13 protein-coding genes, 2 tRNA genes, 1 riboswitch and 1 other annotated feature (1 of these 17 only partly in view) are annotated in these 15,204 nt (G+C 39.5%); of the genes, 11 read left to right on the forward strand and 4 right to left on the reverse strand.

What is annotated here, in order from left to right; translation table 11 throughout:
• Window positions 1-172, forward strand: a binding site (T-box leader) (it extends 54 nt beyond the left edge of the window).
• Window positions 173-232: 60 nt separating this feature from the next.
• Together serS and IMZ31_RS00075 are read left to right on the forward strand one after the other, a co-directional pair.
• Window positions 233-1,507 (forward strand): serine--tRNA ligase, encoded by a 1,275-nt coding sequence (serS, locus tag IMZ31_RS00070; protein ID WP_207528756.1) that lies wholly within the window; start codon window positions 233-235, stop codon window positions 1,505-1,507.
• A gap of 288 nt (window positions 1,508-1,795) precedes the next feature.
• Window positions 1,796-1,888 (forward strand) — tRNA-Ser (locus IMZ31_RS00075).
• A gap of 285 nt (window positions 1,889-2,173) precedes the next feature.
• Here IMZ31_RS00075 and IMZ31_RS00080 read toward each other — a convergent pair.
• Window positions 2,174-2,854 carry a deoxynucleoside kinase gene (locus tag IMZ31_RS00080; RefSeq protein WP_036780606.1) on the reverse strand — a complete coding sequence of 227 codons (681 nt, stop codon included), beginning with the start codon at window positions 2,852-2,854 and terminating at the stop codon, window positions 2,174-2,176.
• Window positions 2,854-3,492, reverse strand: a complete 639-nt coding sequence (locus IMZ31_RS00085; RefSeq protein ID WP_036780608.1) for a deoxynucleoside kinase — start codon at window positions 3,490-3,492, stop codon at window positions 2,854-2,856. The genes IMZ31_RS00080 and IMZ31_RS00085 overlap by 1 nt, the downstream gene beginning before the upstream one ends.
• A gap of 211 nt (window positions 3,493-3,703) precedes the next feature.
• On the opposite strand from IMZ31_RS00085, the gene IMZ31_RS00090 reads away from it, so the two are divergent.
• Together IMZ31_RS00090 and IMZ31_RS00095 are read left to right on the forward strand one after the other, a co-directional pair.
• Window positions 3,704-3,776, forward strand: a tRNA-Arg gene (locus IMZ31_RS00090).
• A gap of 142 nt (window positions 3,777-3,918) precedes the next feature.
• Window positions 3,919-4,431, forward strand: coding sequence for a site-2 protease family protein (locus IMZ31_RS00095; RefSeq protein ID WP_207528757.1), 513 nt, complete (start codon window positions 3,919-3,921; stop codon window positions 4,429-4,431).
• On the opposite strand, the gene IMZ31_RS00100 is transcribed toward IMZ31_RS00095, so the two are convergent.
• On the reverse strand, window positions 4,432-5,031 hold the full coding sequence (locus IMZ31_RS00100) for a hypothetical protein (RefSeq protein WP_207528758.1): 600 nt from the start codon (window positions 5,029-5,031) through the stop codon (window positions 4,432-4,434).
• Between the two features lie 168 nt (window positions 5,032-5,199).
• On the opposite strand from IMZ31_RS00100, the gene IMZ31_RS00105 reads away from it, so the two are divergent.
• From IMZ31_RS00105 to tatA, 3 genes are read left to right on the forward strand one after another with little or no spacing between them, the layout of a single operon-like run.
• The gene (locus IMZ31_RS00105; protein WP_207528759.1) at window positions 5,200-5,946 is read left to right on the forward strand and encodes a gluconate 2-dehydrogenase subunit 3 family protein; all 747 of its coding nucleotides are present in this window, start codon (window positions 5,200-5,202) and stop codon (window positions 5,944-5,946) included.
• Window positions 5,947-5,961: 15 nt separating this feature from the next.
• The gene (locus IMZ31_RS00110) at window positions 5,962-7,674 is read left to right on the forward strand and encodes a GMC family oxidoreductase (protein ID WP_207528760.1); all 1,713 of its coding nucleotides are present in this window, start codon (window positions 5,962-5,964) and stop codon (window positions 7,672-7,674) included.
• 26 nt (window positions 7,675-7,700) lie between these two features.
• Entirely contained in the window at window positions 7,701-7,892 is a 192-nt protein-coding gene (gene tatA / locus IMZ31_RS00115) for a twin-arginine translocase TatA/TatE family subunit (protein ID WP_207528761.1), read from the forward strand.
• A gap of 685 nt (window positions 7,893-8,577) precedes the next feature.
• Here tatA and queF read toward each other — a convergent pair.
• Window positions 8,578-9,075: a preQ(1) synthase gene (gene queF / locus IMZ31_RS00120; protein ID WP_207528762.1), complete on the reverse strand. Its 498-nt coding sequence runs from the start codon at window positions 9,073-9,075 to the stop codon at window positions 8,578-8,580.
• 66 nt (window positions 9,076-9,141) lie between these two features.
• Window positions 9,142-9,186: riboswitch (PreQ1 riboswitch) on the reverse strand.
• 145 nt (window positions 9,187-9,331) lie between these two features.
• Between queF and aldA the strand changes: the two genes are divergently transcribed.
• The 4 genes from aldA to IMZ31_RS00140 all read left to right on the forward strand — a co-directional run bounded on the left by aldA (window position 9,332) and on the right by IMZ31_RS00140 (window position 15,155).
• Entirely contained in the window at window positions 9,332-10,780 is a 1,449-nt protein-coding gene (aldA, locus tag IMZ31_RS00125; RefSeq protein ID WP_207528763.1) for an aldehyde dehydrogenase, read from the forward strand.
• Between the two features lie 226 nt (window positions 10,781-11,006).
• Window positions 11,007-12,722 carry an acetate--CoA ligase gene (acsA, locus tag IMZ31_RS00130; RefSeq protein WP_207528764.1) on the forward strand — a complete coding sequence of 572 codons (1,716 nt, stop codon included), beginning with the start codon at window positions 11,007-11,009 and terminating at the stop codon, window positions 12,720-12,722.
• A 462-nt stretch (window positions 12,723-13,184) separates the two neighbouring features.
• The gene (locus tag IMZ31_RS00135) at window positions 13,185-13,625 is read left to right on the forward strand and encodes an RrF2 family transcriptional regulator (protein ID WP_207528765.1); all 441 of its coding nucleotides are present in this window, start codon (window positions 13,185-13,187) and stop codon (window positions 13,623-13,625) included.
• Window positions 13,626-13,838: 213 nt separating this feature from the next.
• On the forward strand, window positions 13,839-15,155 hold the full coding sequence (locus tag IMZ31_RS00140; RefSeq protein ID WP_207528766.1) for a lysine N(6)-hydroxylase/L-ornithine N(5)-oxygenase family protein: 1,317 nt from the start codon (window positions 13,839-13,841) through the stop codon (window positions 15,153-15,155).
• Window positions 15,156-15,204: the final 49 nt, after the last annotated feature.

The following is a 15,204-nucleotide window of genomic DNA, read 5'->3' on the forward strand; positions in this document are numbered from 1 at the left end:
GGTGGTGCAAACCAGTGAAGGAGCGTTGCCAATCCATCCTTGAGCAGATATGCCGAAAGGACAAGTAAGCATATCCGGTGCTGACGCATCGTTACTGAAAAGTAAGCCGGAAGGTGATTTATACCTTCAATAAGGGTGGCATCGCGGGAATATACAAACTCTCGTCCCTAATCAATTGATTAAGGGGCGGGAGTTTTTTGTATGTAGTATACATCTATAAGGAGGAAGTAACATGTTAGATTTGAAATACTTACGTAATAATTTTGATGAAGTGAAAAATAAGCTTCAAAATCGAGGTGAAGACCTGTCAGACTTAGATACATTCGGGGAACTTGATGAGCGTCGTCGCGAGTTAATTCGTGAAACAGAAGAACTTAAGGCAAAACGCAATGAGGTATCTAAAGATATTTCTGCATTAAAAAAGGAAAAGAAAGATGCTGATCATTTAATTACAGAAATGCGTGAAGTAGGGGACCGCATTAAAGAATTAGATACAGAACTTAAAGAAGTAGAGGAACGTCTAGAAACACTTCTTCTTTCTATCCCAAATATTCCTCATGAAAGCGTACCGGTTGGTAGCGATGAGGAGGATAACCAAGTTGCCCGCGAGTGGGGAGAAATTCCTGAATTTTCGTTTGAACCTAAAGCCCACTGGGATGTGGCTGACCACTTAGACATTTTAGATTTTGAAAGAGCATCTAAAGTCACGGGGAGTCGCTTTACATTCTATAAAAAGTTAGGTGCCCGCTTAGAGCGCGCTCTAATGAGCTTTATGATGGACTTACATGCAGAAGAGCATGATTATGAGGAAATGCTACCTCCTTACATGATTAATCGCACAAGCATGACTGGTACTGGTCAACTTCCTAAATTTGAAGAGGACGCTTTTAAAGTAGAAGAGTGGGATTATTTCTTAGCACCTACAGCAGAGGTTCCTGTTACGAACTATCATCGTGAGGAAATTCTGTCCATTGATGACCTACCGCGTAAATATGTAGCATTCAGTGCTTGCTTCCGTTCTGAAGCAGGGTCTGCTGGTCGTGACACGCGTGGTTTAATCCGTCAGCACCAATTCAATAAAGTAGAGCTTGTGCAATTTGTGAAACCTGAAGAGTCTTATGATGCGCTTGAACAGCTTACAGGTCATGCTGAGAAAGTACTGCAGTTATTGAATCTACCTTATCGTGTCATGGACATGTGTACAGGAGACCTTGGCTTTACTGCAGCAAAGAAATATGACATCGAGGTTTGGTTACCTAGTTATAATACGTATCGTGAGATCTCATCTTGCTCGAATTTTGGAGATTTCCAGGCACGTCGTGCAGGTATTCGCTTCCGTCGTGATCAGAAAGGAAAGCCTGAATTTGTTCATACATTAAACGGCTCTGGGCTAGCTCTAGGACGCACAGTAGCAGCCATATTGGAGAACTATCAGCAAGAAGATGGTACTGTAAAAGTTCCAGAAGTCCTTCGACCATATATGGGTGGTAAGGAAGTTATTCAATAAACAGAGTATAATGTCGTAAAAAACTTATACTTGTTATTAAAGAGAAAGGACTTATAAAGAAGTCCTTTCTCTTTTTTAATATTGGGAAGCTAAAGGTGATAACCACACTTCTATTAAAAATTTTAATAAAACCCTTGTATTATACGTGAAGTTCAGGTACAATGGTTTTTGTTGAGTTTTTGAGCATATTTAAATGCGCTCGACATCATTCAACATTTCATAAAAAAATTGTTGAAAATTGTTGACTTTAATAATGTACAATGTTATATTATTAATTGTCGCCAACACGGAGGAGTACCCAAGTTCGGCTGAAGGGAGCGGTCTTGAAAACCGCCAGGGGGTTAACGCCCCGCGGGGGTTCGAATCCCTCCTCCTCCGCCATTTTTTATGCGCGTAAAAATTGGAGATTGAAAAATCACAAACGATATAGACAACCTCAGTGAGTAATCACTGAGGTTTTTTTGATGGTCTTTTTTAATAGGATTGGTCAAGAATAAGGAAGCAACCTTTAAGCCTCTAAGCTTGAGAGAATGTTTCCGTCTGCTTTTGTTTAGAAAACCGTGATCCTCTAGCCAGACCAAGCACTTCTAAAGTAACGGATCTGCAAATTTCAGAGATTATAAAAAAGTGTGAGCTTTTCCTTTAGATAGGAAAGCTCACACTTTTTTACGTTAGTTGACGAGAGCGCCATTTACGGGATTGTTGGATGAAATGACCGATCTTTTCTAAGATAGGTTCAATGGAATTCTCATCATTTACAACGTCATAATCAGCAATATTAAGACGTAGTACAGGGCATGCATTGAAGTTATCGATCCAGTTCTCATAACGGCCGAACATTTCTTCCCAGTATTCGACAGGGGTTTGTTGCTCCATAGGACGCCCGCGTTCTTTAATACGGCCTACCACATCATCAAATGAACCTTCTAGGTATATGAGAAGGTCCGGATGTGGGAAGTAAGGTGTCATGACCATAGCATCAAACAGGTTCGTATAAGTGTTATAATCTACTTCGTTCATTGTGCCTTTTTCATAATGCATTTTTGCGAAGATGCCTGTATCTTCATAAATAGAACGGTCTTGTATGAAGCCACCGCCGTACTCGAAAATTTTCTTCTGTTCTTTAAACCGTTCAGCTAAGAAATATATTTGTAGATGAAAACTCCAACGTTCAAAGTCATTATAAAACTTATCCAAATATGGATTTGTGTCTACTTTCTCAAATGACGTTCGAAAATTTAAGGCACTGGCTAGAGCGTTTGTCATCGTTGACTTTCCAACGCCGACTGTGCCCGCAATTGTAATGACGGCGTCATGTGGAATGCCATATTGGTTGCGTGCATTCATTATATAACTTCCCCTTTTTTAAAGTGATTCTCTATTGTTTGAATCATATAATCTAAATCATCCTGATGTTTAACAAAATCGAGATTATCTCCGTTGAAGCGGATCACTGGAATATCTGGATGTTCACGTTCGAATTTCTCCATAAATAACTCGTAATCTCGAAGTAATTGTTCTAAATAACTCGCTTGAATATTTTGTTCCACTTCACGCCCTCGCATTCTAATACGTTCAAGAAGCTTATCAAGGCTAGCGTGTAAATAAATAATCATATTTGGGCGAGGCATATCCTTAGTAAGAATATCGTATATTTGGACATACTTTTTATATTGTGCTTCTTTTAACGTTCTTTCAGCAAAGATTAAGTTCTTAGAAATATGGTAATCAGAAATAACAGGTTTGTTCTGATTCAAATAGTACGTTTCAATATCCTCTAGTTGTTTAAATCGATTACACAGGAAGAACATTTCTGTTTGAAAACTCCACTCTTCAATGTTGTCATAGAATTTACCTAAGAATGGATTCTCTTCTACGATTTCTTTCAACAGTGTATATTCAAATTGGGAAGCCAATTTTTGAGCTAATGATGTTTTACCTACCCCAATTGGTCCTTCTACTGCAATAAAGGGAGTATTCCCCATCTCTCCTCCTCCTTCGCCAACAGTATTACTCTATACGTTCAGACAGACAAACTACATTTTATCATAATCAACCGGCGTAAGTAACGGTCATAACCTCTAAAATTCATTCCATATGTAGGTTGTGCGAATTCCTTGTATACCATGTATTGAGCTAAGAACTGAAACTTTTCAAAAGCATAACTTTTCTATATAATAGAAAATATATTCTCAAGGCTCCGTAGCTCAGGGGATAGAGCATAGGTTTCCTAAACCTTGTGTCGCAGGTTCGAATCCTGCCGGGGTCATCTCATAAGAAAAAAGCTGTCCATATTGGGCAGCTTTTTTCTTTATATTTCCTATTTTAGGATAGTGTTCCTAGTTTAATATCTTCTTTGAAAAGGAATCCAACCCACATGACTACTTTTACCGCAGAGGAGGGCAATCAGTATGTTTGGGTTGTACGATATTTTGTATCTTATGGTTTCAATATTTATTATACTGCCCATCGTGTCCATGATCCATGAGATCGGACACTTGTTCTTTGCGGTGCTTTTTAAAGCGAGAAATCAAACGTTAGATATAGGTTGCGGTAAACCTATACTGCAGATTGGACGACTATGTTTTCGGAAGTATTACTTTTTTTATAGCTGGTGTCAGTTTGAACGCCTTGAAAAGAACTCTCGTATTCACTATATCCTCGTATACGCTGGCCCTATGATTTTTAACATAATGGTAGCAATAGGCGTCAATGCTCTTATTTTTTATGACCTTATTGAAGGACAGAAGTTCTGGAATCTCTTTGTTTATTATTCCATTTATTTTGTTATGTTTGACGCTATTCCTATGCGTTATCCGGATGGACAACCAAGCAATGGTTTAGTTGTATTTGAGATGTTGAAAGATGGGAAGAGGGCAACCTTCCAGAAGGAGCAGTGGACAGAAGAGGATTTAAACTGTTAATTATTCTTCTGGTTCAATGAAGATTGTTCTCATGGGTACATCTGCTGCTTCTATGTATGCGTATATCTTATTTCTATAGTCAAAGAAGTCTCTGTCATTTTGCACGGTAAAATGTGAACCATCTTTTCCAATGAACTCATGTTCTTTTAATATGACTGTGTTGTTTTCGCGGGTAGTAATCTTAATAACTTCTTTCATATTTGACCATTCCATATCCGTCCGTTCTAAGGTGAAGGCTTCATTAAAATGTAGACCTTTAGAATCAAAATAGAAGTAACTGTTTATTCCTAGAGTGCAAGTAAGTATAACCACGGGGATTCCCAAGAAAAACATCCAGGGCCTATGCTTTAAATTCTTGTTTTCTCTTCTTGAATTATACAGTAAATCTAAAAGGAGCGTACCGGCCATTAACATAGAGCCTGCAAAGAATAGTACATAAGCAGATAGCAATGGTTGGAAGTAGATATGATCTCTAGAAAAGAAAAAGATGTCTTGGAAGAAGATCACCAGGAATAATGGAAAGAAAAAGCTCCCAATAACGAATATAACGATTATACCAACCTTAATGGGCTTACTATCTTGCCCGATCATAGCTTTCAATTAATCTCCCCCTCTTGCAATCTCTCTCTATTAATCGTTTTATAATACAAAAACTTTAACATATTTTTACTGATGCTTAAAACGATTAAGCATCTTTTTTATTTTGGAAAGTATAACAGTATTTTCTAGAGGAATACTGATGACAAAACATTTAAGGGAGGTCTACACATGAGCGAGCAAGAGAAATATAGTCGCCGGGACTTTTTAAAGAAAAGTGGTTATGCAGCAGGTGGTGTAGTCGGTGGAGGGTTATTAGCTAGTTTCATTACGATGCAGGTTATGGAAGATGATCCGAAAACCAAAAATCAGTCTAACGGTGGAAGTGAAGATCAATATAATGATGCCTTTATGTTTTTCACGAATCGTGATGACTTCCGGGTGCTAGCTTCTAGCTGCGAGAGAGTTTTCCCTGAGGATGAGAATGGTCCAGGAGCTATTAAGCTAGGGGTTCCGTTCTTTATTGATCATCAACTCGCAGGTCCATGGGGCAATAATACCAAGGAATATATGCAGGGTCCTTTCTATAAGGGTGAACCCACACAAGGATATCAGTCACGGATGAATCGTGGCGAGATCTTCCGTATGGGAATTAAGAAGTTAAAAGAAAAGAGTCAATCTGATTACCAGAAGAGTTTTCAAGAGTTAAGTGCAGAAGAACAGGACAAGATTTTAACAGCTTTTGAAAATGATGAAGTGAAGATGACTGGAACGACTTCTGCTGAGTTCTTTGAACTTATGCGAGCGGCTACGATTGAAGGTGTATATGCAGATCCAATGTACAGTGGTAATCGCAACATGGATGGTTGGAAGATGAAACAGTTCCCAGGCGCCCAAATGTCTTATATCGGTAAAATTGAGAGCGATAAATTCGTAGATATAGAGCCGCAAAGTTTGCATTCTATGTTGAATAAATAGAAAGGCGGAGATCATATGGCAAAGACATTGCCAAAAGTTGATGTGGTCACAGTAGGAGTAGGTTGGACAGGCGGTATTTTAGCAGCTGAGCTAGCTAAGGATGGTATGAAAGTAGTGGGGCTTGAACGAGGAAAAGAACGGTCAACAGAAGATTATTTGCATGGGCACGATGAGTTACGTTATGCACTCCGCTATGAATTAATGCAAGACACTTCAAAAGAAACTATTACGTTTCGAAATAATCGTAAACAACGTGCTCTCCCTATGCGTCAACTAGGTTCCTTTCTTCTAGGAGAAAACCTAGGTGGAGCGGGTGTGCACTGGAATGGTCAAACGTACCGCTTTTTCCCTTATGATTTCGAAATTAAATCAATGACAGAGAAAAAGTATGGGAAAGGAAAAATTAAAGATGGCTACCTTGTTCAGGATTGGGGCATTACATACGACGAGTTAGAGCCCTATTATGACCAGTTTGAGAAAGCCTGCGGAATATCAGGTGAAGAGAATCCTATGGCAGGTAAACGGAGTAATCCTTATCCAACACCACCAATGAAGAGTACTCGTTCACTTGATAAGTTTGCAGAAGCTACGAAGGAATTAGGGTACAAGCCTTATAGAATTCCGTCAGCTAACCTTTCTGAACCGTATAAAAATCAGTATGGTATGCAGATCAACGCATGTCAGTACTGCGCATTTTGTGAGCGATTCGGGTGTGAATATGGAGCAAAGTCGGATCCGGTGATTTCGGTTATTCCAGCTGCCAGGGAATCTGGAAACTATGAAATTCGATACCATTCTAATGTAACTGAAGTTATTTATGATGGAAGCAAGGCAACGGGCGTAAAGTATGTAGACGTACAAAGTGGCGAGGAATTTATTCAACCTGCTGAGGTCGTTGCGCTTACCTCATATGTAATGAATAATGTGAAATTCTTATTGATGTCAGACATCGGTCAAAAATATGATCCCAAATCAGGCCAAGGTGTTGTAGGTCGTAGTTATTGCTATCAAATTCTTCCTGGAGCTACAGGCTTTTATGAGGAAGAGCAGTTCAACACCTTTATGGGAGCCGGTGCGCTTGGTACTTCTATCAATGATTTCTATGGTGATAACTTTGATCATTCTGACCTGGATTTCATTCATGGAGGCGTTATTTCCATTACCCAAACAGGGAAACGTCCAATTGCTAACAACCCAACTCCTCCGGAAACACCAAGGTGGGGGAAAGAATTTAAAAGCAACTCGATTAAATACTATACACGTACATTAACGATCGGATCACAAGGTGCGTCTCTACCTTATAAAGAGAATTTCTTAGATCTTGATCCAACATATAAAGATGCATATGGACTACCGTTATTACGTATGACTTACAACTTTACAGATCAGGATAAGAAACTTCAAAAGTATATTACTCAAAAAACAGCAGAAATCTCAGAAAAAATGGGGGCTTCTAAAACAGTTCCAAACCCAGAATTAACAGATTACAGTATTGTACCTTATCAAACTACACATAATACAGGTGGAGCCATAATGGGCGCAGATCCGAATACCTCTGTTGTGAATAGCTATTTGCAGCATTGGAATGCTGAGAACTTATTTGTAGTAGGAGCTTCAGCCTTTGCCCATAATGGTGGTGTGAACCCAACGGATACAGTAGGCGCACTTGCTTATCGTGCTGCTGAGGGTATTAAAAAGTATCGTAAAAATGGTGGTTCTCTCGTTTAATTTTTAAACAGAAGGAGTGAAGCCTTATGCTTCCTCAAATCGGAATCCCTGGTTTAGTGTTGATTTTGATTCTATCTCTCCTATTATTTGGCCCGAAGAAGCTGCCTGAGATCGGTGCAGCATTTGGGAAAACCTTAGCTGAGTTTAAGCAATCTACGAGGGAATTATTAGATGATGATGAAGAGCCTAAAGAACTGAAAGAGGCGAAAAAAGAGTAGTAAAAAGCCAAGTACTTATTTGTACTTGGCTTTTTGGTGTCTAGCTCCGGCTCCACACGATGTGGGGTCGCTCGACGTTGGCTATTGACGTGGCGGTTTTAGTCGAGCTTCCGATTTAACCTTGTCACCCCGCCTGCGCTTTTCTAGTGTCTAGCTCCGGGGGGCTAGGGGCTAGCGAGATAAGTAAACTACCTGCAGTGGCTAATCGCCACTTCCGGCAGTTTACTTATCCGTACGCCCCTGGGCAAGCCCCCTGCGCTTTTCATGGTGTCTAGCTCCGGCGGGCTAGGGGCTAGCGAGATAAGTAAACTACCTGCAGCGGCTAATCGCCACTTCCGGCAGTTTACTTATCCGTACGCCCCTGGGCAAGCCGCCTGCGCTTTTCATGGTGTCTAGCTCCGGCGGGGAGGGCCTAGCGCGATAAGCAATCTACTTCCAGTCTGCTGCGCAGACTTGCAGCAGCTTGCTTATCCGGCCCCACACGATGTGGGGTCGCTCGACGTTGCCACAGGACGTGGCGGTTTTAGTCGAGCTTCCTCTTTACCTTGGTCAGTCGCCTATGCTTTTCTAGTGTCTAGCTCCGGCTCCTAGCCCCTAGCGTCATAAGCAATCTAACTCCAGTGGCCTTCTGCCACTTCCGTTAGCTTGCTTATGCGTACGGGGCTGAACAGTCGCCTGCGCTTTTCTACCTATTATCTATAGTTTCTGGATACATATCATGATTCATCAGGCGGTGTTCGGCCATTTTTTCGTATTTGGTGTTGGGTTTTCCGTAGTTGCAGTATGGGTCGATGGATATGCCGCCTCTTGGGGTGAATTTGCCCCATACTTCAATATAGCGAGGGTCCATGAGTTTGATTAGGTCGTTCATTATGATGTTCATGCTGTCTTCATGGAAGTCTCCGTGGTTACGGAAGCTGAAAAGGTATAGTTTTAAGGATTTGCTTTCTACCATCTTTTCACCTGGGATATAGCTTATATAGATCGTTGCAAAGTCAGGTTGTCCTGTTTTAGGGCACAGTGTTGTGAATTCAGGGCAATTGAATTTAACGAAATAATCGCGCTTAGGATGCTTGTTATCAAATGATTCTAAGACTTCTGGATCGTAGTCAAAAGAGTAATTTGTTCCTTGGTTGCCAAGTAACGTAACTCCTTCTAGTTCTTCATCTTTTCTTCCTGCCATTGTTCGTCACCACTTTCTCAAAGAACAAAAAAAGAGGATGTCTTCATTGAGCGAAGATCCACCTCTTGTTCTTTAGTTTTTTATAGAGGGTTTAGCTAGAACCTCTCCCGAATCGGAATGTTCTATACTTTTAATAACTTTAGTATATAAGTGGCGGAGAAAGGTGTCAACGAACGCCTTTAGAACCTATTAGATAGTTTTGGTTTTTAGGTAATGAGGTAAATTCCTGGAGAACACTCATTTAAGGAGGATTTTCATGCAAACCCATAAATTATACATTAACGGCGAATATGTTAATTCCACAGGTAGTGAGTATATTGATATTATAAATCCGTCAACTGAAGAACTGATTTCAAGAACGCCTAAGGGGACAGAAGAAGATGTAAACAAAGCTGTTGAAGCAGCATTTAATGCCCAAAAGGAGTGGGAGTTAACTCCAGCTATTAAGCGAGGAGAAGCGGTCCGTGAAATGGGTGATAAAATCGCTGAAAAACGTGACACCTTTATTCAGTTATTGCAAGAAGAGCAAGGGAAAGCTTATGAACTAGCAAGTGGAGAAGTGGATCTTGCAATAGATTACTTCCGTTACATGTCAGAATGGGCACGTAGAATTGAAGGTGAAATTGTACCAAGTGATCGCCCAAATGAAAATATTATGGTCTATAAAAAACCTATTGGTGTCGTTGCTGGTATTGTTCCTTGGAACTTCCCTGTATTCATATTAGCTCGAAAAGTTGCTACGGCCCTTGTAACGGGTTGTTCTATTGTACTGAAACCAAGTCAACAAACACCAAATACAGCAGCAGAATTCACAAAAATTATCGATGGAATGGATCTGCCAAAAGGAATTTACAACTTTATTACCGGCACGGGTGGAACACTAGGTAATGCAATGGCTACTCATGAAAAGGTTCATATGATCTCTATGACTGGTAGTGTTGGAGCTGGTACGAAGGTGATGGAAGCTGCTGCTCAAAATATCACTAAAGTAAACCTTGAATTAGGTGGTAAAGCACCGGCCATTGTAACAGCTAATGCTGATCTAGACGTAGCAGTTGAAAACGTTACGCAATCTCGTTTAATTAACAATGGACAGGCTTGTACAAATGCCGAAAGAGTATATGTACATGAGAGTGTTGCAGAAGAATTCATAAATCGCCTTCATAAATCATTCGAAGAACAAAAGTTAGGTAACCCACTTCAGGACAAAGGTGCTGATGTAGGCCCGTTAATTAGTGAAGACCGTATACAGGAAGTTGAGAAGATGGTAGAAAGTGCGGTAAATGAAGGTGCACGTATTGTGACAGGAGGAAAACGTGGGGAACAGGAAAAAGGATTTTTCTATGAACCAACTATTTTAGCTGATGTTACACATGATATGACTGTTATAGAAGAAGAGATCTTTGGACCTGTCATTCCGGTTTCTACTTTCTCTACAATAGATGAAGCAATTGAAAAAGGGAATGATACTGATTATGGCCTTTCCTCTTCCGTTTATACAGAAGACTTAAGTGAAGCAATGCGTATTGTAAATGAACTTAAATTTGGTGAAACGTATGTAAACCGTGAGAATATGGAAGCTGTTCAAGGCTATCACCAAGGACTTCGTAAATCCGGTATAGGTGGTGCTGATGGTAAGCACGGTTTAGAGGACTTCCTTGTGACCCAGGTTGTATATATGGATTATAACTCAAAGAAGAAATAAAAAAATTATGATGTTGACAGTCCTGTAAGGTACTCCTTGCAGGACTTTTTTTCTGATTCCAATAGGTTATTCCAATTATTGTGAGGGTTATGGCTTTAAATTTACAATTGAATCACATACAATAGAGATAATTAACGGAATTTTTAAATAGTTTAAACATCAAACGATTATCTCTTTTTTTATGGAGGTCTGTAATCGTTTACAAAAATGGGGACGAGGTGATTGGATGAACATGCAACGTATTGAGACCAAAAGTGGAAATTTCAACATGAATAACTATGAGGAAACGTATCAGAAATTTAATTGGGATGAAGCTAAATCCAATTTTAGCTGGCATACGACAGGGAAAGTAAATATTGCGTATGAAGCCATTGATCGTCATGCTGAAAACCCAGATAAAGCGGATCAAATTGCACTTATTTATTCTGCCCCTGATCGAGAAGAGAAGCTAACTTTTACTGATTTAAAACAATCAAGCAACCAATTTGCGAATGTACTGAAAAAACATGGGGTGGAGAAAGAAGATCGAGTCTTTTTGTTCATGCCTCGTAGTCCGGAGTTTTATGCGTCATTTCTCGGAATTCTAAAAGTCGGGGCCATTGCTGGACCTCTCTTTGAAGCATTTATGGAACAAGCGGTTCGTGACCGTTTAGAAGATAGTGAAGCTTCTATGTTAGTTACCACACCCGAATTATTAGAGCGTGTGCCTTTTAGTGATTTACCTCATCTAAAAAAAGTTGTCTTAGTAGGTGAATCAGATCAAAAAGGGGAGGCTTACATTGACTATCATGCTGAGATGAAGGAGGCTTCTAAAAGCTTTGATGTAGAATGGGTCGATTTAGAAGATGGAATGCTTCTCCATTATACTTCGGGCTCAACAGGGAAGCCAAAAGGGGTTTATCACGTTCACAATGCAATGCTTCAGCATTATCAAACAGGTAAATGGGTGCTGGATCTGAAAGAAGATGATATCTACTGGTGTACAGCTGATCCAGGTTGGGTAACTGGTACGAGTTACGGGATCTTTGCTCCTTGGCTAAATGGTGTGACAAACCTCGTCCGTGGTGGGCGCTTTAGCCCTGAACAGTGGTACGAGACGCTGCAAGAAAAAGAAGTCACCGTTTGGTATTCAGCTCCTACAGCTTTTCGTAAGTTGATGAGTGCCGGGGAAGATATTGTGAAGGAGTATAATCTAACACACCTCCGTCATGTTCTAAGTGTTGGTGAACCTTTAAATCCAGAAGTTATTGCCTGGGGAATGAGTGCGCTAGAGCTTCGCATCCATGATACGTGGTGGATGACTGAAACTGGGGGGCAATTAATTTGTAACTTCCCTGCTCTTGATATGAAACCAGGTTCCATGGGCAAACCATTCCCAGGTATTGTGGCTTCTATTATTGATAATGAAGGAAACGAACTTCCTCCAAACCAGATGGGGAACCTAGCCATTAAGGCACCTTGGCCGTCCATGATGCGCGCGATTTGGAAGCGACCTGAGAAATATGAGAGCTATTTCTTAAATGGCTGGTATATATCAGGAGATAGCGCGTACAAGGATGAAGAAGGGTACTTTTGGTTCCAGGGTCGATTAGATGATGTCATTAATACTTCTGGAGAACGAGTGGGTCCATTTGAAGTAGAAAGTAAATTGATTGAACACCCTGCAGTATCAGAGGCTGGAGTTATTGGTAAACCAGACCCTGAGCGAGGAGAAATCATTAAAGCGTTTATTACTTTGAATGATGGATACTCTGAATCGGAAGAGCTACTTGAGGAGATTCGACAGTTTGTCAAGAAAGGGTTAAGTGCTCATGCTGCGCCTCGTGAATTAGAAGTGAAAGATACAATTCCTAAGACAAGAAGTGGTAAGATTATGAGAAGACTATTAAAATCGTGGGAGCTAGGCCTTCCTACGGGAGATGTTTCAACTCTAGAAGAATAAATATAAAAAGCTGTTCCAAGTGGAACAGCTTTTTATATTTAGACTAAGGTTGTATGGATGCTCCCCTCTATAATGACACTTGTTAACTTTATATCTTTAAGTCATCTTCATTATCATGATCCCTTCCTTGAACCTACCATAATGATAAAACAATAGAGGTAACCCTTATAATTATCATTACCCCACTTCTGCTTAGTAGGGGGATTTGTAGTTGTGAGTAAAATATCTGTTTTATAGTATATTTAATTTAATATAATAATTTTACACTATAATTGTAGTTTGAGAGCATTTTAAGATAAACTTAATACATTTAATAGAATGTTAATAAATCCCGTCATTATTGGTATATCAGTATTTAGAATGAAATACATCAAAAAAATCTCTTCTTTACTGTTCGTTTGTACTTATATTTTTTGCTATAATAATATAATAAAAACAGACGGCGGAAAAGGAGCAGAATGCATGCGTCTAAAAAAGTACACGGATTACTCTTTAAGGGTTCTTGTTTATGTAGGTTCCAAAGAACAAGATCACCTATCTTCGATTAAAGAAATTTCTCAAGCATTTGATATCTCTCAAAACCACTTAAGCAAAGTGGTCTTTCATCTTGGAAAGTTAGAATTAATTCAAACCATTAGAGGGAGGTCAGGTGGGATTAAGCTATTAGAACGACCTGAAAATATTAATTTAGGAGACGTCATTCGTAAAATGGAGAGTGATTTTGTCCTAATTGATTATGTTCAGTCTGATTCTAAAGAGGAAGCTCTTAAACCATCTGGTCAATTAAAGTATGCTTTAGAAGAGGCCTTACAGTCTTTTTTCTATGTTTTAAATCAATACACATTAAAGGATCTTCTTCATGAAACTGAAGAGGTAAATAAAATACTTCATTACGAAACATAACTATATAGACACTCACTATATAAAGAATATTTTCTGGTTCTGGCAGGTTATATGGACTGTAGAGAATGATAGCCAACCGTACTCATTCTTCTTTTAATTGATGAATCTATATCTAAAAGAGTAACCTCTAACATATAGAGGTTACTCTTTTTGTTTTATTTTCCTGATATTGAGGGAAAATGAAGAAGACTCTCTACTAAAGGTGGATTAAGAATGTCTAATCAATTATATGATGTAATCGGTGTTGGGGTAGGACCCTTTAATTTAGGATTGGCGGCACTATTAGACCCAGTGGAAGATTTAAATGGGGTTTTCTTTGAACAAACAAACCAATTGGAATGGCATCCTGGTATGTTGATTAAAGGGACAAATTTGCAAGTACCATTTCTGGCGGATTTAGTAACATTTGCAGACCCAACGAGCCGCTTTTCTTTCGTGAATTATTTACATAAGCAAAATCGCTTGTACCCATTTTTCTTTTTCCAAGAACTTCAGGCTCCAAGGGAAGAATACAATGAGTATTTACAATGGGTAGCAGGTCAGCTTGAACACTTGCATTTCAGTAAAAGGGTTGTGGATGTTGAGGAAGATCAAAGTAATGGGTCCCATTTTTATAAAGTAACGGTAGAAGATATGAATACAGGTGAAAGAGAGTGTTATAACGCAAAGCATATTGTGATGGGGACAGGTAGTACTCCTCTAATCCTAGATGGAATGGAAGGGTTGCCTGAAGAGGATGTTGTGCATACGAGTCGCTATTTATATAAAAAAGAAGAAATAGTGAAAGGAGATAAAGTTACTGTAATAGGGTCAGGACAAAGTGCTGCTGAGATTGTTGAAGATCTTTTGGCGGAACAGGGGCATTATGGCTACGAGATAACATGGCTAACACGTTCACCAGGACTCTTTCAGTTAGATACAGCTAAGTTACCACAAGAATTCTTTTCTCCAGATTATGTAACTTATTTCAATTCCTTAACGTACGAACAAAGAAAGAACACTCTGTCTGATCTAGATTCTTTACAAAATGGAGTCGACCCTTCTACTCTTAGTAATATTTATAATTGGCTTTACCATCGTTCTATCGGTTCAAATCAAAACGACGTTACGATTCAGCCTGTAACGGAAGTGAGTTCTATTGAGAAAATTGAAGAAAGCTACAAGCTGCATTGTCATCAATGGCAAGCAGATGACACCTTCACTTATAATACGGACAAAGTTGTTTTAGCTACGGGGTATAAGCCTAACATTCCCGATTGGTTTAACAATCGCTTCGCTGAAGGAGTTGTCTATGAGGATGAGAACCTATTTAAGGTTGGTCGTAATTGTGAAATCGTATTTAAACAGAATCGTAATCATAAGATATTTGTTACTACAAATATTAGCCACTCCCATGGCACGGGGGCAAATAACTTAGGTCTTTCTGTCAGTAGAAATATAAAGATGATTAATACTATTGCTGGTAGGGTGGTGTACCCAGAAGGTGAAGGGGCTATTTTTCAGCAGTTTCGAATGAGTGATAGACAATAACTTGTTCAATGGTTTAAAGAATTCTTGTAAGGGAAATATAGGAAATGTA

The sequence above is a fragment of the Pontibacillus sp. ALD_SL1 genome (assembly GCF_017355605.1).

Excerpts from the sequence above, each read along its gene's own strand:
- serS (WP_207528756.1), top strand. The coding sequence starts at position 233 with ATGTTAGATTTGAAATACTTACGTAATAATTTTGATGAAGTGAAAAAT.
- IMZ31_RS00080 (WP_036780606.1), bottom strand. The coding sequence starts at position 2,854 with ATGAATGCACGCAACCAATATGGCATTCCACATGACGCCGTCATTACA.
- IMZ31_RS00085 (WP_036780608.1), bottom strand. The coding sequence starts at position 3,492 with ATGGGGAATACTCCCTTTATTGCAGTAGAAGGACCAATTGGGGTAGGT.
- IMZ31_RS00095 (WP_207528757.1), top strand. The coding sequence starts at position 3,919 with ATGTTTGGGTTGTACGATATTTTGTATCTTATGGTTTCAATATTTATT.
- IMZ31_RS00105 (WP_207528759.1), top strand. The coding sequence starts at position 5,200 with ATGAGCGAGCAAGAGAAATATAGTCGCCGGGACTTTTTAAAGAAAAGT.
- IMZ31_RS00110 (WP_207528760.1), top strand. The coding sequence starts at position 5,962 with ATGGCAAAGACATTGCCAAAAGTTGATGTGGTCACAGTAGGAGTAGGT.
- tatA (WP_207528761.1), top strand. The coding sequence starts at position 7,701 with ATGCTTCCTCAAATCGGAATCCCTGGTTTAGTGTTGATTTTGATTCTA.
- queF (WP_207528762.1), bottom strand. The coding sequence starts at position 9,075 with ATGGCAGGAAGAAAAGATGAAGAACTAGAAGGAGTTACGTTACTTGGC.
- aldA (WP_207528763.1), top strand. The coding sequence starts at position 9,332 with ATGCAAACCCATAAATTATACATTAACGGCGAATATGTTAATTCCACA.
- acsA (WP_207528764.1), top strand. The coding sequence starts at position 11,007 with ATGAACATGCAACGTATTGAGACCAAAAGTGGAAATTTCAACATGAAT.
- IMZ31_RS00135 (WP_207528765.1), top strand. The coding sequence starts at position 13,185 with ATGCGTCTAAAAAAGTACACGGATTACTCTTTAAGGGTTCTTGTTTAT.
- IMZ31_RS00140 (WP_207528766.1), top strand. The coding sequence starts at position 13,839 with ATGTCTAATCAATTATATGATGTAATCGGTGTTGGGGTAGGACCCTTT.